A 22154-nucleotide genomic window follows, 5' to 3' on the forward strand; every position below is an offset into this window, starting at 1 on the left:
GGTTGGGTGTGTAAGCGCTGTGAGGCGTTGAGCTAACCAATACTAATTGCCCGTGAGGCTTGACCATATAACACCCAAACAATCTGGTGATTGTGGGTGCGACTGGTTGAAGTCGACAGACCGAAAATTGGCCTGAACCGCAAAAACAGACTGTCACATACCTGATTCGGGGTAGCGTCCCAGACGATGCCCCAACCGAATTGCTTGACGACCATAGAGCGTTGGAACCACCTGATCCCATCCCGAACTCAGCAGTGAAACGACGCATCGCCGATGGTAGTGTGGAGCTTCTCCATGTGAGAGTAGGTCATCGTCAAGCTTCTATCCCAAACCCCCGAATCGTGAAAACGGTTCGGGGGTTTGTCTTTGCGCCGGAGAAAGTTTGCCGACTCACGAAGTTGGTAGCGCCCAGAAACTCTTGAATCGCAACCGCCGGCGCTCCGCTCGTCTAGAATAGCCGCGATACCTCGAGAGCCTTACCACCATGCCTGAACAGGCTGAACAACGCCCGCTTTCCGACCTTCCTTTGCACGACCTGATCGCCTGCCACGAATGCGATCTGTTGATGCGCCGCCCGGACCTTGATGAAGAACAGAAAGCCTGTTGCCCCAGGTGCGGCTATGAACTGGTGGTGCACCGTTCCAAGATGGAGCGTCGTGCCATGGCCTTGGTGTTGACCGCGTTGCTGCTGTTCGTCCCGGCCAATTTCCTTCCCATAATGAAACTCAACCTGCTTGGGCAGACGACCCATGACACGGTCTGGACAGGCGTTGTTGGCCTCTACAACACCGGTATGGGATCCGTCGCGGTGCTGGTGTTCCTCTGCAGCATGGTCATCCCTCTGATCAAGCTCCTCTGCCAACTGACCGTGCTGGTCTGCATCAAAACGCGCCGCGCACTTGGCCTGGGACTGGTGCTCTATCGGCTTTATCACCATTTGCGGGAGTGGGGGATGCTCGAGGTTTACCTCATGGGGATTCTGGTTTCCATCGTGAAACTGATCGATCTGGCCGACCTGCATCTTGGTATCGGTCTGGCCTGCTTCATTGGCTTGCTGCTGTCTCAGGTATGGCTCGAGGTGACCATGTCGCCGCATCAGGTCTGGGATGCGCTGGAAGCTGAAGGAGAAACTCATGCGCGCCATTGATGCCGGCATTATCGTCTGCGACGAATGCCACCAGTTGAATCGTCCAGGCTCGGATGAGGATCATGGCAACTGCCGCCGTTGCGGCGCAGTACTGTACCCACGGCGACCCAACAGTATCGTTCGAACCTGGGCGCTACTGATTACGGCTACGATCCTCTATGTCCCGGCCAACGTACTGCCAATCATGACGGTGAACTTCTTTGGCAACGGGTCCCCCTCTACGATCATGGGCGGCGTGCTGGAACTGATTCATGCCGAGATGGTGCCAATCGCGCTGGTGGTTTTTGTTGCCAGCATCCTCGTGCCCACCTTCAAGCTGGTAGGGATTGCGCTGCTGCTTTACTCCGTGCAACGGCGACTGCCCATGTCGCCGCGTCAGCGCATCCTGATGTATCGCTTCATCGAATGGATTGGCCGATGGTCAATGCTGGATATCTTTGTCATTGCCATCCTCGTGGCGTTGGTGAACTTCGGCAACTTGGCCAGCATCGAAGCCAACCTGGGAGCGGCGGCCTTCGCCAGTGTCGTGGTGACCACCATGATCGCGGCAGTGACCTTCGACCCCAGACTGATCTGGGACAACACTGATATGGACGACGAGAATGCCTGAGTTGCCAACCCCGAAAACCCGCAAAACCACGAGCTGGTCCGCAATCTGGGTACTACCGCTGGTGGCGCTGCTCATTGGCCTCTGGCTGGCCTGGAAGGCCATGAGCGAAGCAGGCATCGAGATTCAGATTCGCTTCGAGAACGGCGATGGTATTCAGGTGGGTAAGACCCAACTGATGTACAAGGGGATCCAGGTGGGGAAGGTGGTCGACCTGCATGTCAGCGATGACATCAAAGGTGTGGTGGCCACGGTTGAGGTGATGAAGGAAGCCGAGCCTTACCTCAGCAAGGACACCCGTTTTTGGCTGGTACGTCCGCGCGTTTCCCTCGCTGGTGTCACCGGACTGGAAACCCTGGTCTCCGGTATCTATATCGCCATCGATCCCGTGAAGGGGGAGGCGGCGCGGCGATATATCGCGCTGCCCGAACCACCGCCACTGTCCGACTCGCTGCCCGGTCTGCACCTTACCCTGAAGGCTGAACGCCTGGGGTCCCTTGAGCAGGGCAGCCCGGTCTATTACCGACAGATCCAGGTTGGCCAGGTGAAGAGTTACCAATTGGCCGAAGATCAGCGCACGGTCGAAATCAAGGTACACATCGAACAGCCTTATGCGCATCTGGTGCGCAAGCACACGCGTTTCTGGAATGCCAGTGGCCTCAACGTTACCGCGGGATTGGCAGGCGTGAAGATCCGCACTGAGTCCGTGCTCAGCATCATGGCCGGTGGCATAGCGTTCGCGACCCCAGAGCACCGCCAGGACAGCCCTCCCACCGACCCCAGCATCCCGTTCCGCCTGTATGACGGCTTCGAGTCTGCCGAAGCCGGCCTTAGGGTGCTGCTGCGCATGGATGACGTCAGCGGCCTCAGCCCGGGTAGCACGCCGGTGATGTACAACGGTGTGCAGGTCGGCACCCTGAAGAAGCTGGATATGGACAAGGACTTCACCGGCGCCACCGCCGAGCTGACCATGGAGCCACGTACCGAGGACTATCTTGTCGACGGCACCGAATTCTGGACGGTGAAGCCGTCGATTTCGTTGGCAGGCATCACCGGTATCGAGGCCCTGGTGAAGGGCAACTACATTGCCGTGCGCTTTGCCAAGGAGGGTACGCCGACCCGGGAGTTCAAGGTTCGACCCAAGGCGCCGCCGCTTAATACCGATGCACCTGGCCTGCACCTGGTGCTGACCAGCGATCGCCTCGGCTCCCTGGAAGTCGGTAGCCCGATCCTGTTCCGTCAGATGCGCGTGGGCAGCGTGCAGAGCTATCAACTGTCCCGTGATCAGCGGCGCGTGGTAATCGGTGTCCACATCGAACCCGAGTTCACCAAGCTGGTGAACGAGTCCACTCGTTTCTGGAATTCCAGCGGTATCACCCTCAAAGGCGGTCTGTCGGGCGTCGAAGTGAAGAGCGAATCGCTGCAGACCCTGTTGTCGGGCGGCATCACCTTCACCACACCGGACCCGAAGGCCAAGCTTGTCACCCGGCCGCGCCGCTTTACGCTGTTCGACAATGAAGCCCTGGCCATCGAGAAGGGTACTGTCATCGAGATCGCCATTCCCCAGGCTGAAGGCATCAAGGAAGGCACGCCGATCCGCTTCAAGGGCATCGATGTGGGCGAGGTGGAGTCGGTGAACCTGAGCAACGACCTCTCTGGCGTAGTGGTCAAGGCTCGCCTCACCCAGGCAGACGACCGCATCGCTCGTGCCGGGAGCCAGTTCTGGGTGGTACGTCCGGAGCTCGGCCTACTGCGAACGGCCAACCTGGACACGCTCGTCAGCGGCCAGTATCTGGAAGTCCTGCCGGCTGCCATGCCTGGGGCTGCGCAGACGCGCTTCACTGCACTGGCCGAATCGCCGGATCCGGTCGCCCGCGAGGAGGGCTTGCGCATCACCCTCAGCGCGCCGCGCCGTGGCTCCCTCAAACCGGGCGTGATCGTCAGTTACCGCGAAGTACCCGTGGGCAAAGTGCTTTCCTACGAGCTGGGTAAGACTGCCGACCGCGTCTTCATCCATGTACTCATCGAGCAGCGCTACGCGCCCCTGGTGCACAGCGGCAGCCGCTTCTGGCACACCAGCGGTGTCGGAGTGGATGCCAGCCTGTTCGATGGCGTGAAGGTGCGAACCGGCTCTCTGGAGTCCTTGGTTGAGGGCGGGATTTCCTTCGCCACTCCGAACGAAGGACAGATGGGCAACGCCGCACTCAATGGCCAGACCTTCGCCCTGCATGACGATGCCGAGGACGAGTGGCTGACCTGGTCGCCGAAGATTCCTTTGGCGAAGTAACCACGCAACAAACAAATGGGCCGCAATTGCGGCCCATTTGCTTTCTGGCGAAAGGGTCAGGCGGGTACGGCCGCCTCGTCCTTCGCATCCTGGGTGGCGGTAGCCACGTCGCGACGCTTGATGAACTTCCAGTCCGCCTCATCGATGTAGATGCCGTTCGGGCCACTGCCGCCTTCCAGGTCGATGGCGACGTTGGCCGATACCTGCGGCTTAACCGACGCGAGGATGGGTGTGAAGCCCAGTTGCTGGCTAGTTTCGATCAGCGCCTGCTGGTTGCGCTCGTCGATGTCTGCCGCCTCGTCCAGGTAGTAGGGCAGGCGAATGCGGCCGGCTTGCTCGCGGTCCATCAGGTGCAGCAACAGGTACATGTTGGTCAGCGCCTTGATGGTCATCGTGGTGCCGTTGGAGGCGGCACCGTCGATATCGGTGTGAATGACCGGCTGGCCGTGCACTTTGGTGATCTCGAAGGCCAGTTCGAACAGGTCTTTCAGGCCCAGCTGGTTGCCGTTGGCAGCCACCAGGCGCGCCAGGTATTCCTTGGCCTCTTCGTTCTTCGCATCCTGGTCGCTCGAGTTGGTCAGGTCGAAGACCGATAGGGTCTCGCCCTCCTCGTACTGGCCGGCACTATGGATGATCTGATCGATATGGCGCAGGGCATCCTTGTTTGGCGCGAGGACGATGCGGAAGCTCGAGAGGTTGGACACCTGGCGCTTGTTGATCTCGCGGTTGAACAGAGCCAGCTGGTGTTCCAGGTTGTCGTAGTCGCTGCGGATATTGCGCAGGGTCCGGGCGATGTCGGTGACTGCAGCGCGGCGTGCCTTGGCCAGCGTCAGGGCTTCGTCCTGGCGATGTGCATAAGCGTTGATCAGCAACTGCAGGCGGCGCTCGGCGTCGTCTTCGCTGTCGAACTTGGCCACGCCTTTGAGGCGGACCTGGGCGTAGAGCGCCTCGATCTGGCCGTCGATGCGCTGCAGCGCCTGCCAGGTGTCCTGGTAGTCGTTGAGCAGCGGCAGCAGGTTGTCCAGGCTGTCGTCCACCGGGTCCATGAAGGGCTTGCCGAAGGGCAGGTCGGCGGGCAGCAGCTGGCGGCGGCGCAGGGCGTCTTCCAGGGTGCGTTCCTTGGCTTCCAGGTCGGCGAGCTGGCGACCCACCAGTTGCAGCTTGGCGGAGAGCTGCTGGACGCGTTCGGTGAAGGCGTCGGCGGAGCGCTTGAGCTCGTCCTGGGTGGCTTCCAGCTGCGCCAGCTCTTCCAGCTTGGCCGGCTCTTCGGCACTGAGGGTCTGGGACTTGCGGAAGTCTTCCAGGGCTTTCTGGGCGTCCAGCACGTCCTGGTACAGCTTCTCGGCCTGGGCCTTGCTCGCGGCGCGGTCGGCTGCCACGGACTGCTGGGTCTTGAGCTGCTTCAGCTCGCGCTCCAGGCGGTCCTTCTGGTCGCGCAGGGCGGCGCGGTCGGCCAGGGCCTGCAGGGCCGGCGGCTCGATGTGGGACAGGTCGATGGACAGGCCCGGTACTTCGAACTGGCTGCCCTTGAACTGGTCGAGCACGGTTTCCAGGGTTTTCACCCAGGCTTCGCCGTCGTCGAGCTGGATGCCTTTCTCACCCAGCGGCAGGCTGAACAGCTGGCCGTTGAACAAGCGCATCAGGCGGTCCACGTCCGCCTGGGAGAACTCTTCGCGCAGGCGCGAGTAGCTGTTGTTGTCGGCGTGGTCGAGCTGCTGCTTGACCGCCTTCAGGCGTTTTTCCAGGTCGCGCAGGCGTTCGTCCAGATCCTCGGCGGAGAACTGGCGGGATTGCGCCAGGGCGCCGGCGAGTTCGTCGTGGGCGTCCTTGGCGGCGAGCAGCGCTTGCTCCAGCACCTTGGCGTTTTCCACAAGAGCGAAGCGGTTCTTCAGTACCGCCAGCTCACCCAGCCAGCGCTGGTTCTCGGTGATGGCGCGCTCCAGACGCATCATTTCCTGGGTGCCGCCACGCTGTTCGCTCTGCAGGCCGTCCTGTTCGTTGCGGTAGTGCTCGGCCTGGATCACCAGCTCCTCGCGGCGGGCGCCGGAGTAGTCCTGCCAGGTGCCCAGCAGCGAATCCAGCAACGGGGAGATGCGGTGCAGCTTGCCGCGCAGAATTTCGCGCTGCCCCACGCCATTGGCCAGGGCTTCCACCAGCGGGCCGGCGGAGACCAGCGCCTGATAGTCCTGCTCCATGCGGCGTACGTCGCGGAAGGCCTCTTCGCAGGCAGCGATGTAGTCCACGCTGCCTGAGCGCAGGCTGTGCTCGAAGGCATCGAGGAACAGTTGCTTGAGCTTGGCCGCGGTGATTTCACGCATGTGCAGCAGGTTGATGAACAGCGAGCGGAAGGTCTTCAGGCTCTGTTCGCTGGTAGAGCGCAGCGGGATCAGCGTCAGGTCCAGCGGGATCGACGTGTGACCACCCACCAGCAGGCGGCGCAGCTCATCGGGCTTGAGTTCGTAGGCCTTGATGCCTTCGCGTTCCAGGCTGTTGAACAGCTCGCGCTGGCGCAGGCAGGTGCCGTCACGCTGGTAGTGCTCCAGGTTCAGTTCGCCACGGTAGGCGAAGAACTGGTGGCCGAAGCCGCCGCCCGGACCGCGACCGGCCACGCCGATCACGTGGGGGCCGTGGGGCAGGGAGACTTCAACGAGGATGTAGCTGGTATCGGTGGCGAAGTAGAACTTGCGCGACTGCTCCAGGCTGTACTTGCCGAAGCTCATGTCCGACATGCGCGCCAGGATCGGGAACTGCAGCGCGTTGATCGACGCCGATTTACCGAGGTTGTTGGCGCCGTAGATCGACAGCGGGGTTTCCAACGGGAACAGGCCGAGGCTGTATCCGGCGGTGTTCAGCAGGGCGAAGCGGCGGATGCCGTAGCGTTCCTGGCTCATGCGTCTTCCTCCTGGGCTGCGCGTTCTTCGGCCATGGCGCGGGCCAGGGCGTCTTCTTCTGACTCTGTGGATTCTTCGACGATTTCAGGGGTGTCGATGGGGATGATCGTGTCGCCACTGTCGTCATCCATGAGCACTGGGGCACGCAGTTCCAGGTCGGTGCTGTGCAGGCTGGCAGCCAGGTCGCGGTCGTGTTGCACGGCCAGGCACACGTCCAGGAAGCGGTGCATCGGCGGCAGGAAGCGGTAAATGCCGTTGCTGTCCTCGGCGAAGCCCAGCTGGGTGAGACGGCGGATCACCTTTTCTTCCAGCTCTTCATGGGTGGTCACCTCGGCCTGCATGAACAGGTCGCGGTACTTCTCCAGCAGGGCCGGCAGTTCGTCGCGGCCGATGCTGCCGCCATCGAGCACGGAAAGCGGGTCGCGGCCCTGGTCGGCCAGGTGCTCCACCAGGATGAAGGTGAACAACGCCAGGCGCTGCGCGGTCTTGTTCACCTGGGCGCCCATCTGCTCGGGCACGAAGTAGTAGAAACCACGCGGGTCGCAGACCAGCTCGAAGCCGAGGCCCTTGAACAGGGCGCGGTACTGGTCCTGCATGGTGGACAGCTGGGCATAGCACTCCGGCTCGCTGCGGGAGAGGTGGTAGCCCTTGAACAGCTCGCGGAAGATGGGCGCCAGCTGGGTCATTTCTTTCAGGTCGATATTCATCAGGAAGTCTTCTCGGCCGCGGCGGGTTGGCTCTTGATCAGGGCGTAGGAGCTCAGGCTGACCTGGTGCTCGGCGGTCAGGTAGTCACGGCGCTCCAGGCGATCGCGCGAGAAGCGCGAATCGCGGGAGAGGCGCGAGAACCAGTAGAGGAGTTCGTCGGTGGCGCCGTCGGGCTCCTGCTCCAGCAGCCAGACCATCAGGTCCGGTAGCGGCAGGGCCTGCTCGCAACGGTCGAGCATTTCCCGCGCGGTCTTCGGTGAGCGCGGTGCAGTGGCCTTGCGTGTTCCGCCGGATTTCGGGAAGTGCGCCGGTTTCGGCTGGAAGCGAGCCAGGGCGTAGACGTAAGCCTCCACCTGCGAGCCGCTGCCGAGGAAGGTGGTCTGCGGCCGGGTGAACAGCGGCATGGCTGCTTGAGGCACGGCATCCAGGCCCTTCTTGCGGATCACCGACAGGGCCAGGGCGGCGCCACGGGTCACGGCGTTGTGCCGGCGTGCTTCCTCACGCAGCGGCAGCAGCAGTTCCCGGGCCTTGCGCAGGGTCAGCTGGGCGCTGGTTTGCATTTCCAGGATGCGCGCGTGGGTGCGCAGTACCAGGTCGTCGTCCACCAGTTGGCCCAGGCGTTGTTGCTCGCCGAGCAGGCGCAGCAGCACTTGCTCGACACGGCGCACGCCTTGTTCGAAGGCGCCATCGGCGGCGACCAGCTGGATCATCGGTTCAACGTATTCGTCCCAGGTCGCCAGTACTTCGGCGTAGCGTTGGCGCAGAGGGATCTGCCGGTCGCTGGTCTTGGCGCGATCGGCCACGGCCACCAGGGCCTGTTCGTCGTTATCGAGCTTCTTCAGGACGTCGCGCACACGCATGTCGAGCAGGCGCAGCTGGCGCGCCAGGTCGTTGCCGTCGCGGATCTCGAAGGCTTCCTGGATGTAGCCGGCGAGGCGTTCCAGGTGGCGCAGGTAGGCTTCGATTTCCAGGCACAGGCCGAGGCGGTGTTCGCGCCGCAGGTAGGCGAGGAAGTCGTGGATTTGCGCGTTCAGCTCGAAGCGGTTCGGACTCTTGGCCACGGGAACCAGGATGTCCAGGCGCACCCAGAGGTCGAGCAGGGCTGTCACGTCGGTGGGCGTGCCCTCCGGCAACTGGCCGGCGAGCTGCACGCGCAGTTCCACCAGGCTCAGGGTGCCGGCATCGAAGCGCTCGCAGAGCGGCTCGAGCAACGTCCAGTGTTCGGCTAGGGCGCGCAATACGCGCTTGGGATCGATCATCGATTGGCCGGGGTTCGCTGAAAAAAGAGGCGATTGTACTTCAGGTTGCTGGCGGCGATTGAGCTTCAACCGATCAGAGGAGCGACACCCGTCGCGGACTGACGTTTTTTGGCAGTTTACGACTGGCATCGTGCCATTAAGCCTGCCGAAGAAGGCTACAGGTCCCATTCAAGTGTTTGAATTCCTTGGCATGTTTTCTGCGTTAGGGGATTGTCCGCTGCCCGACCGCAGAACCCATGAGCCCCGAATCCGCACTGATCGCTGACGCCCGCTGGGCAGAGCTGGAACGCCAGACCGACCTGGACTGGGAGCTCGACGCCATCACCAATCGCCAGGAAGCCATCGACTTCCTGCTGCACTTCGAAAACCGCCTGTGCGTCTATTCGGGCTACGTGGAGAAGCTCTACAGCCGCTACAGCTTCGTGGTGCCCGACGAGGAGCACGGCAGCATCACCATCCTTCCCGACGAGATGGCCTGGCACGACACCTTCCATGAGATTCCCGCCGACGCCGTGTTGCCCACCGGCATCCATATCCTGCCTGGCGAAGTGCTGGGCTCGACCGGCCTCTACCTGAAGATCCCCGGCGAACACCGCCTGAGTCCTTCCTACGAGCTGCCCTTCCACGACGGCCTGAGGCTGCTGATCCAGCGTTACCAGTCGCGGGGTGAGCAGTTCCTGCCGGTGCTGGTCAAAGGCGACCTGCGCGAGTACGAGGCACGCATGCCATCGCTGCACCTGCATCGCATTGATACGAGCCGCCTGGGACGCAACTCCCGGCTGGAGGTCTCGAACATCAAGGGCGCCATCGCCGATCACCTGATCGGCCTGTTCCGCCAGGGCTGACCTCTGCGTTACCCCTTTGTTGCGATGGGTAACAGCTGTCCGTCGGCGACTTCCTGACAAGCCCCCTCAACTCGACTATGGGTCGGGACGCTTCCTGGCTTGCCTCCCTATAGTGGCTAGAAAGGGGACGAGTCTTCGTCGCTTGCCCATACAAGAACAATCAGGGATGTCGCCATGCGTTCGAATCCGCTGCCCGCCTGGTCGCTGAAAGCCATTCTTCTTGCCGGGGTGTTCTCCACGTCCACCGCCCAGGCGCGAATGGAGGAGCTGGCCGACAGCGAACTGTCCAACATCACCGGCCAGGCCTTCATCAACCTGACCACCGATGCCAATGCCGGGATCAACTACACCCGCGTCAACTTCGGGGTGAACGTCGACACCCAGCTGAACATGAAGAAGCTCCAGCTCGGCCAGTACGACGACTCCGTTACCCGGGCGGGGGAAGTCGCCGGTTCGTCCGACATCCTCATCAACAACTTCGCCCTTGGCACCGTGAATGCGGACGGCTCGGTTAACCCATTCCGTATCGCCGATCCCTTCGTCGAACTGGCCTATTCCGGCAACAAGGTGGTGGGTGTGCGCATTGGCTTCGGCGAGGCCAAGGGCGTGTTGTCGGGGGATATCCAGAGCCTGACCGGGAACATCCCGGTGCACATCACCGGCACCGCCAAGCCCATTATCGACAAGGCTTCGGGGTTCGATCAGTTCCTCCTGGCGCTGGCCGGTATCAGTGACTCGACCAAGCTGCAGGCCGACGCCACCCTGGTGAACTCCAGCGGCAACGCCGATCCGGTACGCGGTGGCATGGCCGGCCTCACCAATGGCACGGCGCTGAGTTGCGTCAGCGGTTGTAACCTCGGCGGCCTCTCCGACGCTCTGCTCAGCCTGTTCAAGTCCAGCGGTTGCGGCATCCTCTCCCTTAATACTTGCTTCCCGCTCAGCGACTTCAAATCCCTGCCGGTGGGCAACATCAGCAACATGAACACCATGGAGGGCGCGGCGAAGGGCTTCTTCATCTCCTTCCAGACCCAGGACCTGGCGTGGAAGGACATGGACCAGAACGCCTTCATGACCGCCCTCAAGGGCGCTTTCATGAACATGCCCAAGTACCGCGACGCCAACGGCAACCTGGTATCGCCGATCAATATCGACTTCGAGCAGGCGTTCAATGGCATCCCGCGGCAGGACACCTGCCTGGGCACAGCCACCGCGGGGTGCTGAGCATGCGCAGAACCGTCGTGATCCTGCTGTCGTTGGCCGCCGCCACAGTACAGGCTGAACTCAAGGCGCTGGATGACGCGGAGCTCTCCAATGTGGACGGTGCCGGAATCGGCTTCGTGCTGGATCAGGTCCTGCTGGATGCCAATAACGCCACCATCACCATCAATGACATCACCAACGCCGCCAAGCAGAACGTCCCCATCGCGGTGAAGGAGTTCTACCTTGGCGCCGCCGGCAGCAACAAAGGGGCGAACTTGAGCCCGGTGACCATCGGACGGCTCGACCATCCCTTCGCCCTTAACCTGGCCAAGGGCGAAGACATGCGGACCCTGCGCGACGATGGGCAGTGGGTGCAGACCACCCCGAGCAATGTCACTGTCCTGGAATTCATGTTTCCCGAGCGGCTGACCGGTGCTGCCGGCCAACCCTGCATTGGCGGTTTCGCCGGTGCCGGCAACAGCTGCTCCAGCCGGGCCAGCGAAAAGGTCGACCTGGGGATTCGCTTTGACTTCCAGGTGGCTGCCGGACGCACCGATATCCTCAACCTGGACTTCGCCGAACTGGCGATGGATGGCTCCTACCTGCGCCTGTGGGGTGACAGCAGCCGCAACCAGATGGTCGGCGAGGCGCGCATCAACCTCTTCGCCAAAAGCCTGCAGATCATGAGCTGCGCGGCCGGCACCAGCGGTTGCAGCACCGCGACCGAACAGCGCGACCGCACCATCTTCCTCAACAACGCCTATGCCAATATCTCTCTCGGCTATGGCAAGAGCCAGCCGTTGCTGTTCGACGTGAGCAGCAACGGCCAGTTCGTGCTGGAGCTGCCCAACCCGACGGCGTCCGGCACCACCCAGGCGCAGAAAGACGCCCTGGCTGCTGACTTCTACGCCAACGCGCCGCGCACCAACATCGTCATCAACAGCCTCCAGACCGGTAGCGGCAGCTTCAACAGCGGCGGCTACAACTTCGGCTACAACGCCATCCAGGGCCTCAGCATCAATTACCTGAAGGTGACCAGCCATGACCTCTAGGGCGCTCTACCTGGCAACGTTGCTGGTACTTCCCATGCTGGCCAGAGCTGAACTGCAAGCGCTCGAGGATGCCGACCTGAGCCAGATGAGCGGGCAGGGCGGGGTGTACCTCTCTGGCGAATTCAGCATCAACAAGAACGGTGGCGTGCTCTGGAATACACCGGCGTCCAACAACCCGGCCACATGGACGGCCAACGAGCGCAGCTGCGCCATCGCTGGCGCCGCCACCCCGGAAAGTTGCGGCCTGCGCATCGCCATCCGTTCCGAGGCCAATGGCGGCTGGTATGTGCTGGACAACCTCAAGGGCATCTTCAGCTTCGAGGGCCTGACCTTGAACACCCGACTGATCAACAGCGGTTTCGGTGGCGACGGTGCGGCCTTCAACCAGGATGTGCTGGCGCTGGGCCTGCCCAACGAGATGCGCTTCAAGAACGGCAGCTTCGCCTTCGGCGTGGCCAACCAGGGTGACTGGCAGAACAAGTCCGGCACCGTCGCCAACGGCGGCAATCCCAGCTACCAGCAGACCAATATCTTCTCGGCGAAAATCGACGGCACCATCCGCATGCAGGGCAGCGTGCTGATCTTTCCGAAGAACTGAGGAACCGCCCATGCGCCCAGCCCCCTTGCTGTTCGGCATGCTCTTCGCCTCCCAGGCCCTGGCCATGGAGGCTCTGGACGACTCCACCATGGCCTCGGTCAGCGGCCAGGGCGGCATCAGCCTGGAAACCTCCAGCCAGGGCTGGTCGGCCAGCAACGTCAGCTACACGCAGGACGGCCGCAGCCTCAACCTTCGGGATGTGAGCAATCGCGCCGCCAGCGGCACTACCAGCACGTCCCAGTCGACCCTCGATGTGCAGGATGGCCAGTTGCAGGTCCAGCACAGCGCCAGCCCGCAGGTGCTGGCGGTGAACAACATCGAGATGGACGGCAGTAGCAAGAGCTTCGGTTCCTTCCGCGCCTTCTACACCCTGGGCGCCATCTTGAAGCTCAAGGGCGGCGGGGCCAGTGGCGTCAGTGGCATTGCGGTGGACGACAGCCGGCTGTCCCTTACCGATGTCACCTTTTATTACCGCGACAACGGCTTCGACCTCATCGTCAAAGGGCTGTCCTTCGACACCTACCTGGACAACGCCTACCTGGACATCGTCAGCGGCGGTACGGGCCAGGAGGTCAAGCTGAACCTGGGGGACGCCCGCTTCGTCGGGACCGTCGGCGGCATCAGCCTCGACCTTGCCCATGGCGACCCCACGGCCTCGCCCGCGACGCCCGGCGCGCCGGACCTGCGCGACGCCAACGCTAGCCGCAGCTTTGGCAAGCTGAGCATGGACTTGCGCCTGGGCGGCAGCCTCAGCGTCGCCAGCGGGGGCGCCAATGGCGAGGGCATTCGCATCCGCCCGGACCTGAACATCGGCAGCAGCCTGTTCCAGTACCAGGACGAAGGCATCCTGCGCGCCGAGAACTTTTCCGGCACCTTGCGCAGCCTCGGTGGCCTGACCATCGACCTGGCCCAGGACGTGGGCGGCAGTTATGCACAGGTGGCCTTCCAGGACCTCAAGCTCAACGCCACCCTGGGCGGCCTGATCATCGGCAACCCGACCAACCAGAAGCTCGGCAGCCTGGCCATCGACCTCAACTTCGCCGATGACGGCGCCAAGCAGAACTGGCTCAAGCTTCGTCCGGGGGGCGACCCCAACTCGGGTGCCAAGGGGCTGACCGCCGATATCAGCTGGAACATGGCCAACAGCTCGGTATCCCTCACCGATAACGGCAACAGCATGTGGTTCAGCGGCCTGCGCACCAACGGCACCGGCCAGCTCACCGTGGACCTGACCAAAAGTTGCGCGGGCGGGGCCAGCACCGGTTGCTACGCCGGCACCCAGAGCGACATGGGCAAGGGCAGCTACAACGGTCATTTCGACGGCCTGCGCCTTGGGCTTTCCAACATCAAGGGCGGCTACAGCTTCGACGGCCTGCGCGTCGGCTCGGCCGATGCGCCGTTGCAGGGCGGCACCGAACTGCTGGTGCTGATGGAGATCTTCCCGGCCTACGACTTCACCCTGAATGGCCAGATCACCCTGCTGCCGGGGGGGGGCAGTGGCGACGGCTTGCGCTACAACGCCGATTTCGTCTTCAGCGACGCCCGCGCTGCCATCACGGTGGATGAAACCGGCAAGGGCCTCTGGCTGGCCGGCACCACCTACGACATGCACTTCCGCGATGGCTCGGTGGACGTGAGCAACAACGGCATCGAACTGCGTAAGGGCACCTACTGGTCGAAGCTGGAGGTCAGTGACCTGCGCTGGGGCGATCGCGCCACCGGCACCAGCCTTGGCCGGTTGGTACTGAAACGCTTTGAGCTGGGCTCCACCCTGGCGGTGAGCTCTGGTGGTGCGGGCGCCCTGTGTGTCGGCGGTAGCGGCGCCAATGCCGGAGCCTGCTCGGCCAGTGGCGGCCGTTGGGAAGATCGGGGCAATGAAGGGGTGTCGGTGAAACTGAAGAACGTCTTCGTCCGCGATACCGCCATCGAAAGCACCACCAACGGCGTGGCCACCGACGAGAAGCGTAACCAGATCGTCTGGGAAACCAACCGCGTCAACGGCGTTGCCGGTAGCGGCAGTCAACTGGTTGTGGATAACTTCTCCACCTCCGACGGTAACCCCAGCGAGCCCGACGCCAACACCTACGGCTTCAACGCCGACCTCAACCTCGACGTTGCCCCGACCAAGGTCTGCACCAACAACGGCGGCAGCTGCACCCCCGTCACTCCCGACCCGCTGGGCTTTGCGGTGAACGGCCGCATCCACTTCAAGGAAATCAACGTCGACCGCCTGCAACACGTCCACCCCACGGGCGGCGCCGTCACCTCCATGTACGGCATCAAGGTGCAGAACGCGGATATCAGCGCGAACTTGACGGCCACGCCGATCAATTGAAGTTCTGGGAGGCACGCCTGTAGGGGCAAATTCATTCACCAAGCAGGCCGAAGGGCTGCCCAGCATGGCGGGTTAGGGCAGCTGCGCCGCCCTTGGCGAGTAAATTCACCCCCACAAGACCATTCCCACCTCCCCACAGGGCCGCCACCCGCCCGCCGACCTTTCCGCCCACGGCTTTTCACGCCACAATTCCCTGATCTGGAGCCGTTGCCACAAGCAGTCCGGCACCATCAGCCTGAGCCCCGGCCGCACGTACGGTGGGGCCGTGAGGAGCGAGACATGAGCAGCCAAGATCGCGTCATCATCTTCGACACCACCCTGCGGGACGGCGAGCAGAGCCCCGGCGCTTCCATGACCAAGGAAGAGAAACTGCGCATCGCCAAGGCCCTGGAACGGATGCGAGTGGACGTGATCGAAGCCGGCTTCGCCATCGCCAGCCCCGGTGACTTCGAGGCAGTCAAGGCCATTGCCGACAGCATCAAGGACAGCACCGTGTGCAGCCTGTCGCGGGCAGTGGATGCCGATATCGACCGCGCGGCCGAAGCCCTGGCCGGCGCTAATTCCGCACGCATCCACACATTCATCGCCACCAGCCCCATCCACATGCAGTACAAGCTGCGTATGCAGCCGGACCAGGTGGTGGAGCAGGCCATCCGGGCGGTGACGCGTGCACGCAACCTCTGCGAAGACGTGGAATTCTCCTGCGAAGACGCCGGCCGCTCCGAGATCGATTTCCTTTGCCGCATCATCGAAGCCGCCATCGATGCCGGTGCTCGCACCATCAACATCCCCGACACCGTCGGCTACGCCATTCCGCACCAGTACGCAGAAACCATGCGACAGCTGCTGCAGCGCATCCCCAATGCCGACAAGGCCGTGTTCTCCGTGCACTGCCACAACGACCTCGGACTTGCCGTGGCCAACTCCCTGGCCGCCGTTGCCGTAGGCGCCCGCCAGGTGGAATGCACCATCAACGGCCTGGGCGAGCGCGCCGGCAATGCCGCGTTGGAAGAGATCGTCATGGCCATCAAGACCCGCCAGGATGTACTCGGCGTCTATACCAATATCGACACGCCACACATCCTCAGCACCTCGCGGATGGTGTCTGGCATCACCGGCTTCCCGGTGCAGCCGAACAAGGCCATCGTCGGCGCCAATGCATTCGCTCACGAGTCGGGCATCCACCAGGACGGCGTGCTCAAGCACCGCGAAACCTACGAGATCATGTCCGCCCAGTCCGTCGGCTGGCACACTAACAAGATGGTGCTGGGCAAGCACTCCGGGCGTAATGCCTTCCGCACCCGCCTGGACGAGCTCGGCATCCAGTTGGGCAGCGAGGCCGACTTGAATGCCGCCTTCGCCCGCTTCAAGGAGCTGGCGGACAAGAAACACGAAATCTTCGACGAAGACTTGCAGGCGCTGGTCTCCGACACCCTGGGCGAGGAGGCGCCGGAGCACTTCAAACTGGTCTACCTGGAAGTCGCCTCCAAGACCGGCGAAGTACCCCAGGCCAAGCTGGTGCTGGCCATCGACGGCGTGGAGCAAGGCTCCAGCGCCGAGGGCTCCGGCCCGGTGGACGCCACCTTCAAGGCCATCGAAAGTCTGGCCGCGTCCGAGTCGAGCCTGCAGCTCTACTCGGTCAACGCCATCACCCAGGGCACCGATTCCCAGGGTGAAGTCACCGTCCGCCTGGAAAAAGCCGGACGAATCGTCAACGGAAACGGTGCCGATACCGATATAGTTGTCGCCTCCGCAAAGGCCTACCTCAATGCGCTGAACCTGATGCAGGCCGGCGTACGCAAGGCTCACCCACAGGTTGCTGACGTTTGATCACAGAACACCGTCGTCGCGCGTATCTCAATGCCATGCAGGTAGCCACCTGGCTACCGCGCGTGGCATTGCCCTTTGCCGCGCCCTCCAATCTCGAATTGCTGGCCCTGGCCCCGGAAGTCCCCCTTGAGGACGCGCCAAGGCCAGTCGCAGATGTCGTTCCCGATGCTCCGGCCACCGAATCCCGCCCGGCGGCGACGTCCGTGCGCGCCAAGATCGAGATTCCCCGTCCAGGCAGCACTCCGCGCCCGGTCGCCCAGCCCGAACCCGAAGCGGCTGCCGAACCCGAAGCCGCACCGGCCAAGGTGGAAACGCTGCCGCCGCCGCGCTTCTCCCTGCAACTGCTGCGTGCCGGCAACTGCCTGCTGCTGGTGGAGTTGCCCACCGGCGAACCCTTCCAGAGCCGCGATCCGGCCTACCTGCTACTGAAGGACCTGCTGCGCGCCGCCAGCCTGCCAGACAGTCCGCAGATCCTCGGCGAACCGGTGCGCTGGCCGCTGCTCAGCCGCGGCAATATGGACCAGGGCCCGGACGCGGCCCGAGACTTCGTTCAGGGCTTCGTTGGCATGCGGGTGGAAGAGCAGGGTGATTGTGCCTGCCTCTGGCTCTTAGGCCTCCCAGCGGTGCGCTTTGCCGGTGAAGCCGACGCCACGGCCTTCAACCGCGAATTGCAGGTTGAAGGCCTGGGCGCCGCCTGGGCACTGCCTGGTCTGGAACTGTTGATGGACGAGCCCGAGCGCAAGGGCGAACTCTGGCAAGCCATGCGCCGTGTGATGCGCCGCTGGAAGAGCACTGAATGACCGACGCTGTTTCCTTCCGCCCGATGACCGAGGCGGATCTCGATGCCGTACTGAAAATTGAATATGCCGCCTTCAGCCACCCTTGGACTCGCGGTATTTTCACCGACAGCTTGAAGTCCTACGACTGCTGGTTGATGTTCGAAGGTGGTCAGCAGGTTGGCCATGGCGTGATCAACGTCATCGTCGGCGAGGCCCACCTGCTGAACATCACCGTCAAGCCGGAAAGCCAGGGCCGCGGCCTGGGGCTGCGCCTGCTGGAGCGCCTGATGGAGCGCGCCCGCGAGCTGCAGGCCGGCGAATGCTTCCTCGAAGTGCGCGCCAGCAACCAGTCCGCCTACCGCCTGTACGAGCGTTATGGCTTCAACGAAATCGGCCGTCGCCGCGATTACTACCCCGCCGTGGGTGGCCGCGAAGACGCACTGGTCATGGCCTGCACGCTGATCGATTGAGTCTCGCGCAGGCCATTGCCAAAGCTCCCGGTGCTCCGTAAGGTGCCGCCAGCCAGAAGAGGAGAAGACGCATGAGCGACCTGCAACAGCTGATCGACAACAACGCGCGCTGGGCCGAGAAGATCAAGCAGCAAGACCCGGACTTCTTTGCCAAGCTGGCCAAACAGCAGGTGCCGGAGTACCTCTGGATCGGCTGTTCCGACGCCCGCGTGCCGGCCAACGAGATCGTCGGCATGCTGCCTGGCGACCTCTTCGTCCACCGCAACGTGGCCAACGTGGTACTGCATACCGACCTCAACTGCCTGTCGGTCATTCAGTACGCCGTGGACGTGCTCAAGGTGCGACACATCCTGGTCACCGGCCACTACGGCTGCGGTGGCGTCCGCGCAGCAATGCGCGACACCCAGTACGGCCTGATCGATGGCTGGCTACGCACCATCCGCGACCTCTATTACGAGCAGCGCGAGCACCTGGCCACCTTCGCTACTGAAGAAGAACGCGTCGACCGCCTCTGCGAGCTGAACGTCATCCAGCAAGTGGCCAACGTCAGCCACACCACCATCGTCCAGAACGCCTGGCATCGCGGCCAGGAGCTTTCCGTACACGGCTGCATCTACGGCATCAAGGACGGTATCTGGAAGAACCTCAACGTCACCGTCAGCGGCATGGAACAACTGCCGCCGCAGTACCGCCTGCGCCCACTCGGACAGAACTGAATCATGACGCAGTACAACAGCCGGGCCGTTGGCCTGGCTTGGCTCGGCCTGCTTGCGGCCAGCGTTTTCTGGGCCGGTAACGCCCTCGTCGCCCGTGCTTTCCACGATGCCATCCCCCCCTTCAGCCTGGCCTTCTGGCGCTGGAGCCTGGCGCTGGCCATTCTCCTTCCCTTCGTAGCCCGCCCCATGTGGGAGCACCGCAGCGCCCTGCGCTACGCCGGATGGCGTCTGCTGGTAGTGGCGGCTCTGGGTATCAGCACCTACAGCGTGCTGCTTTACTTTGCTGCGCGCACCACGGTGGCCATCAACCTCACACTGCTCAACACCTGCCTACCGCTGGCAACGTTCATCGGCGCTGGCGTCCTGCTCAACGAATGGCCACCCCGACGCGCCTGGCTCGGCATGGCGGTGGCGACCGTCGGCCTGCTGGTGCTGATCGCCCAGGGGCGGCTGGAACAACTGGCCGCCCTGTCGTTCAACCCTGGCGACCTGATCATGTTGCTTGCCGTGGTGGACTGGGCGCTCTACACCCTGCTGCTGCGACGCTGGAACAGCTATTTCAAGCTGCCGCCGCTGGTGCTGCTGGGGGCGTTGGTGGCGTGCGGCGTACCCATGCTGCTGCCGTTCTACCTGCTGGAAATCGCCAGCGGGCAGCGCTTCGAACTCTCCACGGAAAACCTCGCTGCCATCGCCTACACCGGCGTTGCTGCCTCGCTGCTGGCCTACCTGCTTTGGAACCAGGGCATCCGCGTACTGGGGGTGGCCAAGGCGGTGCTCACCAACTACCTGATGCCAGTGTTCACTGCGTTGCTGGGGTACCTGCTGTTGGGCGAGGGGTTGCAGGCTTACCATTGGTTCGGTGGGGCGTTGATTTTCGCCGGCCTGCTGCTGGCGACACGTCCGTCGTTGAGGTGAGCCCAATGTACGCGCTAGTCGTCATTCCCGGGGCCGACTGAGGTTGCTTCCAGTGCTGCGGCAACCCCGTACCAGACACTACTCTCCAGGCTCTACAGAGCCATGATGCTGGCATCTTTTGCGCCGCATCGTCCCCCACCAGGCAGCGAGTTGCCGGCTACCACCGGCACCGTAACCCACTCTCGCCAAACGGCTGAAAACTGCCGTGGAGAACGTCCTGCTGGACGAGTGGCGGGCGGACTTCGGCTTCGAAACTATGCGCGTCAGCGGCGACCCAGCATCGCCCTGAACGCCTGCACTGCCCGCCAGGACCGGCTCTGTTTAAGAGCAATAAGCTCAGCCTCCGCTTGGTTGGCACGTTGCCGCTCGGCTGCTAACGCGTTCGTCAGTTCCCCGACCGGAAAGCTGAAATGGTGGCCGTAGCGCAGCTTGAATTCATCCAGAAAGCTCGGTGGTGTTTCAAACGCGCCGATCAGGTTGCCTGAACCAATACAGTTGCCAATCCCCGCGGCACCAGGCCGCTCTCGTCGGCAAGAGTCAGCTCTGTCGCTTGCGCTTGCCTGAAAAAGAGCGCACTGCATGTCGGTTGGCGCTGGGCGCAGCTAAGGCCAACAGCCACGTGTTACTCAAAAGAGAACCCCGCCAGGGCGGGGTTCTCGATAGTCAGCTTGAATCAATCGCTACCGGTCCTGGCGGAGCCTTCTCCACCAGGACCAACATCCTTTTAGGCGCCCGGAGTTCGAGCCGCGCCGAGCCATTCACAATCGGCCCAATCACGATCTCGATCCCCTCCGCCTTCAACATCGCCATCAACACTGATTCGCTGACTCCTTCCAGAACCCTCAGTGTCAGAACATCACCTTCCCTGCGTTCGCCAACATGAATTTGCATGTGGATTGCCTCGCATGGATGACTTCGCAAGGTCATCACGAAGCGTGAAGGTGGTCCATGCAGCCCAGAGTGAATCGGAATACTCCTACGCAGGTGTTCGTCGATGCTGATACTGATCAGGTTCCCTAGCTGGCTACACCGGGGGTTGAACCTTGGAATTGAGCGTTATAAATCACCCGAGCCGCACCCCGTTGAAACCCAAAGCCCCATAAATTGGGACTTCCAAACGTCGTCTATCCTCGCAAAACCAGAGCCTTTGAATCGCTTTTTTGCAGAAGCGGGCGGTGTGGACCTGGAGTTGCCTCCCCGCAACCGCTTGGGGGCGTGGGTAGGAGACAACCCTCTCGCCAAGGTCCGTCAGATCAAGACCGATCAGGTAGAACTCACATTTCTGACCTTGGCGCAGATCGAGCAGCTCCTCGAGGAGTGCCGCAAGTCCACCAACAACCATACCTACCCCGTCGCGCTGATCTGCCTGGCAACGGGAGCGCGTTGGGATGAGGCTGAATCGCTGCAGCGCAGTGCCATATTCGGAGGCAAGGCGCACTTCCACCGGACCAAAAACCGCCAGTCCAGGTCAGTACCGATCCCCGCTGAAGTCGAGGCGATAGCGCTCAAGGTAGGGATGCCCGGGAATGGCCGGCTGTTCGTGTCCTGTAGGGCCGCATTTCGAAGTGCCTACCTGCGCTGTGGCTTCCACACACCAGGGCAGATGACCCACATCCTGCGACACACCTTTGCCAGCCACTACATGATGGGGGGAGGGGACATCCTCAGCTTGCAGCGGATCCTCGGCCACTCGTCGATCGCCATGACCATGCGCTATGCGCATCTGTCGCCGGATCATCTGGAATCCGCATTGCGTCTGTCGCCATTGGCGCAAAGCAGGCACGTTCCAGTATGATTTCAGTGATTGCAATGATTCCATTGGAGGTCCCTATGGCTAGCATCACGATTCGCAACCTGGACGATGAGCTGAAAGCTCGGCTTCGTGTCGTGGCCGCCAGCCATGGTCGCTCGATGGAGGAAGAAGTGAGGGTGATCCTTGCTGAAGCACTTGCGAAGCAGAACAAGCCCAGCGGAATGGGCACTCGGATTCACGAACTTTTTGCCGCTGCGGGCGGTGTGGATTTGGAATTGCCTCCCCGCAACACAAAGGCACGTGCAGCGGACTTTGATGAATGATCCTGTTAGACACCAATGTCCTTTCGGAGATGATGAAATCCAGGCCTGACCCAAGCGTCGTTGCATGGCTGGATGCTCAGCCAGGTAGCGAACTGGTGATCTGTTCCATCTCAGTGGCTGAGATCCTTTATGGGATCGCCAGGATGCCAAACGGTAAGCGGAAGGATTTGTTGGCGATAGGCGCCGACACGCTTTTCAACAAGCTCTTTGCCGGCTGCATTCTGCCTTTTGATGTGGATGCAGCTGTGCACTATGCGGCGCTGGTTTCGGCCAGTGAAGCCAAGGGAAGGGTGACAGATATGGCTGATGGACAGATTGCGGCGATAGCCCGGCTCTACAGCGCCAAGGTCGCTACACGAAACACCCGTGACTTCGAAGAGTTGGGTGTGGCCCTTGTGAATCCTTGGGAAGGTGCCTAGCAAAGGCTCGGTAGTCGGGAT

19 protein-coding genes, 1 rRNA gene and 1 pseudogene are annotated in these 22154 nt (G+C 62.5%); 17 read left to right on the forward strand and 4 right to left on the reverse strand.

Annotated elements, in window-relative coordinates; translation table 11 throughout:
- Positions 1 to 203: 203 nt before the first annotated feature.
- From rrf to G559_RS0119715, 4 genes are all read left to right on the forward strand, one after another.
- A 5S ribosomal RNA gene (gene rrf, locus G559_RS0119700) occupies positions 204 to 319 on the forward strand.
- Between the two features lie 165 nt (positions 320 to 484).
- Positions 485 to 1147 carry a paraquat-inducible protein A gene (locus tag G559_RS0119705; protein ID WP_028629895.1) on the forward strand — a complete coding sequence of 221 codons (663 nt, stop codon included), beginning with the start codon at positions 485 to 487 and terminating at the stop codon, positions 1145 to 1147.
- A complete protein-coding gene (locus G559_RS0119710) occupies positions 1134 to 1757 on the forward strand; it encodes a paraquat-inducible protein A (RefSeq protein ID WP_028629896.1) in 624 nt (207 codons plus the stop codon). Before G559_RS0119705 ends, G559_RS0119710 begins: the two co-directional genes overlap by 14 nt.
- Positions 1750 to 4041, forward strand: a complete 2292-nt coding sequence (locus G559_RS0119715; RefSeq protein WP_028629897.1) for a PqiB family protein — start codon at positions 1750 to 1752, stop codon at positions 4039 to 4041. The genes G559_RS0119710 and G559_RS0119715 overlap by 8 nt, the downstream gene beginning before the upstream one ends.
- 56 nt (positions 4042 to 4097) lie before the next feature.
- Here G559_RS0119715 and mksF read toward each other — a convergent pair whose 3' ends face one another.
- The 3 genes from mksF to mksB are packed head-to-tail and all read right to left on the reverse strand — an operon-like array spanning position 4098 to position 8898.
- Positions 4098 to 6932, reverse strand: coding sequence for an Mks condensin complex protein MksF (gene mksF / locus G559_RS0119720; RefSeq protein ID WP_028629898.1), 2835 nt, complete (start codon positions 6930 to 6932; stop codon positions 4098 to 4100).
- Positions 6929 to 7639: an Mks condensin complex protein MksE gene (gene mksE, locus G559_RS0119725; protein ID WP_028629899.1), complete on the reverse strand. Its 711-nt coding sequence runs from the start codon at positions 7637 to 7639 to the stop codon at positions 6929 to 6931. Before mksE ends, mksF begins: the two co-directional genes overlap by 4 nt.
- On the reverse strand, positions 7639 to 8898 hold the full coding sequence (mksB, locus tag G559_RS0119730; protein ID WP_028629900.1) for an Mks condensin complex protein MksB: 1260 nt from the start codon (positions 8896 to 8898) through the stop codon (positions 7639 to 7641). The genes mksE and mksB overlap by 1 nt, the downstream gene beginning before the upstream one ends.
- Positions 8899 to 9134: 236 nt before the next feature.
- On the opposite strand from mksB, the gene G559_RS0119735 reads away from it, so the two are divergent.
- From G559_RS0119735 to G559_RS0119780, 10 genes are all read left to right on the forward strand, one after another.
- On the forward strand, positions 9135 to 9743 hold the full coding sequence (locus G559_RS0119735) for a hypothetical protein (protein WP_028629901.1): 609 nt from the start codon (positions 9135 to 9137) through the stop codon (positions 9741 to 9743).
- A gap of 174 nt (positions 9744 to 9917) precedes the next feature.
- Entirely contained in the window at positions 9918 to 10964 is a 1047-nt protein-coding gene (locus G559_RS0119740; protein ID WP_028629902.1) for a DUF6160 family protein, read from the forward strand.
- A 2-nt stretch (positions 10965 to 10966) separates the two neighbouring features.
- Positions 10967 to 11995, forward strand: a complete 1029-nt coding sequence (locus tag G559_RS0119745) for a hypothetical protein (protein WP_028629903.1) — start codon at positions 10967 to 10969, stop codon at positions 11993 to 11995.
- Positions 11985 to 12593, forward strand: a complete 609-nt coding sequence (locus tag G559_RS0119750) for a DUF6160 family protein (RefSeq protein WP_028629904.1) — start codon at positions 11985 to 11987, stop codon at positions 12591 to 12593. Before G559_RS0119745 ends, G559_RS0119750 begins: the two co-directional genes overlap by 11 nt.
- Positions 12594 to 12603: 10 nt before the next feature.
- Complete coding sequence (locus tag G559_RS0119755; RefSeq protein ID WP_028629905.1) at positions 12604 to 14928, forward strand: DUF6160 family protein; 2325 nt, start codon at positions 12604 to 12606, stop codon at positions 14926 to 14928.
- A 279-nt stretch (positions 14929 to 15207) separates the two neighbouring features.
- Positions 15208 to 16758: a 2-isopropylmalate synthase gene (locus G559_RS0119760; protein ID WP_028629906.1), complete on the forward strand. Its 1551-nt coding sequence runs from the start codon at positions 15208 to 15210 to the stop codon at positions 16756 to 16758.
- Positions 16755 to 17558 (forward strand): hypothetical protein, encoded by an 804-nt coding sequence (locus G559_RS0119765; RefSeq protein WP_028629907.1) that lies wholly within the window; start codon positions 16755 to 16757, stop codon positions 17556 to 17558. Before G559_RS0119760 ends, G559_RS0119765 begins: the two co-directional genes overlap by 4 nt.
- The gene (rimI, locus tag G559_RS0119770; RefSeq protein WP_028629908.1) at positions 17555 to 18007 is read left to right on the forward strand and encodes a ribosomal protein S18-alanine N-acetyltransferase; all 453 of its coding nucleotides are present in this window, start codon (positions 17555 to 17557) and stop codon (positions 18005 to 18007) included. Before G559_RS0119765 ends, rimI begins: the two co-directional genes overlap by 4 nt.
- A gap of 71 nt (positions 18008 to 18078) precedes the next feature.
- Positions 18079 to 18723, forward strand: coding sequence for a carbonate dehydratase (can, locus tag G559_RS0119775; protein ID WP_028629909.1), 645 nt, complete (start codon positions 18079 to 18081; stop codon positions 18721 to 18723).
- A gap of 3 nt (positions 18724 to 18726) precedes the next feature.
- Positions 18727 to 19638 carry a DMT family transporter gene (locus tag G559_RS0119780; protein WP_028629910.1) on the forward strand — a complete coding sequence of 304 codons (912 nt, stop codon included), beginning with the start codon at positions 18727 to 18729 and terminating at the stop codon, positions 19636 to 19638.
- Between the two features lie 663 nt (positions 19639 to 20301).
- Here G559_RS0119780 and G559_RS0119785 read toward each other — a convergent pair.
- A complete protein-coding gene (locus tag G559_RS0119785) occupies positions 20302 to 20529 on the reverse strand; it encodes a hypothetical protein (RefSeq protein ID WP_028629911.1) in 228 nt (75 codons plus the stop codon).
- A 313-nt stretch (positions 20530 to 20842) separates the two neighbouring features.
- Here G559_RS0119785 and G559_RS29120 point away from each other — a divergent pair.
- From G559_RS29120 to G559_RS0119800, 3 genes and pseudogenes are all read left to right on the forward strand, one after another.
- Positions 20843 to 21433, forward strand: a pseudogene (locus G559_RS29120) (tyrosine-type recombinase/integrase); the annotation flags it as partial.
- A 35-nt stretch (positions 21434 to 21468) separates the two neighbouring features.
- The gene (locus G559_RS0119795) at positions 21469 to 21714 is read left to right on the forward strand and encodes a FitA-like ribbon-helix-helix domain-containing protein (RefSeq protein WP_028629912.1); all 246 of its coding nucleotides are present in this window, start codon (positions 21469 to 21471) and stop codon (positions 21712 to 21714) included.
- Complete coding sequence (locus G559_RS0119800) at positions 21711 to 22133, forward strand: type II toxin-antitoxin system VapC family toxin (RefSeq protein ID WP_028629913.1); 423 nt, start codon at positions 21711 to 21713, stop codon at positions 22131 to 22133. The genes G559_RS0119795 and G559_RS0119800 overlap by 4 nt, the downstream gene beginning before the upstream one ends.
- Positions 22134 to 22154 lie beyond the last annotated feature (21 nt).

This window comes from Metapseudomonas resinovorans DSM 21078, from assembly GCF_000423545.1.
Taxonomy (GTDB): Bacteria; Pseudomonadota; Gammaproteobacteria; order Pseudomonadales; family Pseudomonadaceae; genus Metapseudomonas; species Metapseudomonas resinovorans.

Bases quoted from the DNA above. Each gene is read 5' to 3' on its own strand.
- G559_RS0119705 (WP_028629895.1), top strand. From the start codon at position 485: ATGCCTGAACAGGCTGAACAACGCCCGCTTTCCGACCTTCCTTTGCAC.
- G559_RS0119710 (WP_028629896.1), top strand. From the start codon at position 1,134: ATGCGCGCCATTGATGCCGGCATTATCGTCTGCGACGAATGCCACCAG.
- G559_RS0119715 (WP_028629897.1), top strand. From the start codon at position 1,750: ATGCCTGAGTTGCCAACCCCGAAAACCCGCAAAACCACGAGCTGGTCC.
- mksF (WP_028629898.1), bottom strand. From the start codon at position 6,932: ATGAGCCAGGAACGCTACGGCATCCGCCGCTTCGCCCTGCTGAACACC.
- mksE (WP_028629899.1), bottom strand. From the start codon at position 7,639: ATGAATATCGACCTGAAAGAAATGACCCAGCTGGCGCCCATCTTCCGC.
- mksB (WP_028629900.1), bottom strand. From the start codon at position 8,898: ATGATCGATCCCAAGCGCGTATTGCGCGCCCTAGCCGAACACTGGACG.
- G559_RS0119735 (WP_028629901.1), top strand. From the start codon at position 9,135: ATGAGCCCCGAATCCGCACTGATCGCTGACGCCCGCTGGGCAGAGCTG.
- G559_RS0119740 (WP_028629902.1), top strand. From the start codon at position 9,918: ATGCGTTCGAATCCGCTGCCCGCCTGGTCGCTGAAAGCCATTCTTCTT.
- G559_RS0119745 (WP_028629903.1), top strand. From the start codon at position 10,967: ATGCGCAGAACCGTCGTGATCCTGCTGTCGTTGGCCGCCGCCACAGTA.
- G559_RS0119750 (WP_028629904.1), top strand. From the start codon at position 11,985: ATGACCTCTAGGGCGCTCTACCTGGCAACGTTGCTGGTACTTCCCATG.
- G559_RS0119755 (WP_028629905.1), top strand. From the start codon at position 12,604: ATGCGCCCAGCCCCCTTGCTGTTCGGCATGCTCTTCGCCTCCCAGGCC.
- G559_RS0119760 (WP_028629906.1), top strand. From the start codon at position 15,208: ATGAGCAGCCAAGATCGCGTCATCATCTTCGACACCACCCTGCGGGAC.
- rimI (WP_028629908.1), top strand. From the start codon at position 17,555: ATGACCGACGCTGTTTCCTTCCGCCCGATGACCGAGGCGGATCTCGAT.
- can (WP_028629909.1), top strand. From the start codon at position 18,079: ATGAGCGACCTGCAACAGCTGATCGACAACAACGCGCGCTGGGCCGAG.
- G559_RS0119780 (WP_028629910.1), top strand. From the start codon at position 18,727: ATGACGCAGTACAACAGCCGGGCCGTTGGCCTGGCTTGGCTCGGCCTG.
- G559_RS0119785 (WP_028629911.1), bottom strand. From the start codon at position 20,529: ATGCAAATTCATGTTGGCGAACGCAGGGAAGGTGATGTTCTGACACTG.
- G559_RS0119795 (WP_028629912.1), top strand. From the start codon at position 21,469: ATGGCTAGCATCACGATTCGCAACCTGGACGATGAGCTGAAAGCTCGG.
- G559_RS0119800 (WP_028629913.1), top strand. From the start codon at position 21,711: ATGATCCTGTTAGACACCAATGTCCTTTCGGAGATGATGAAATCCAGG.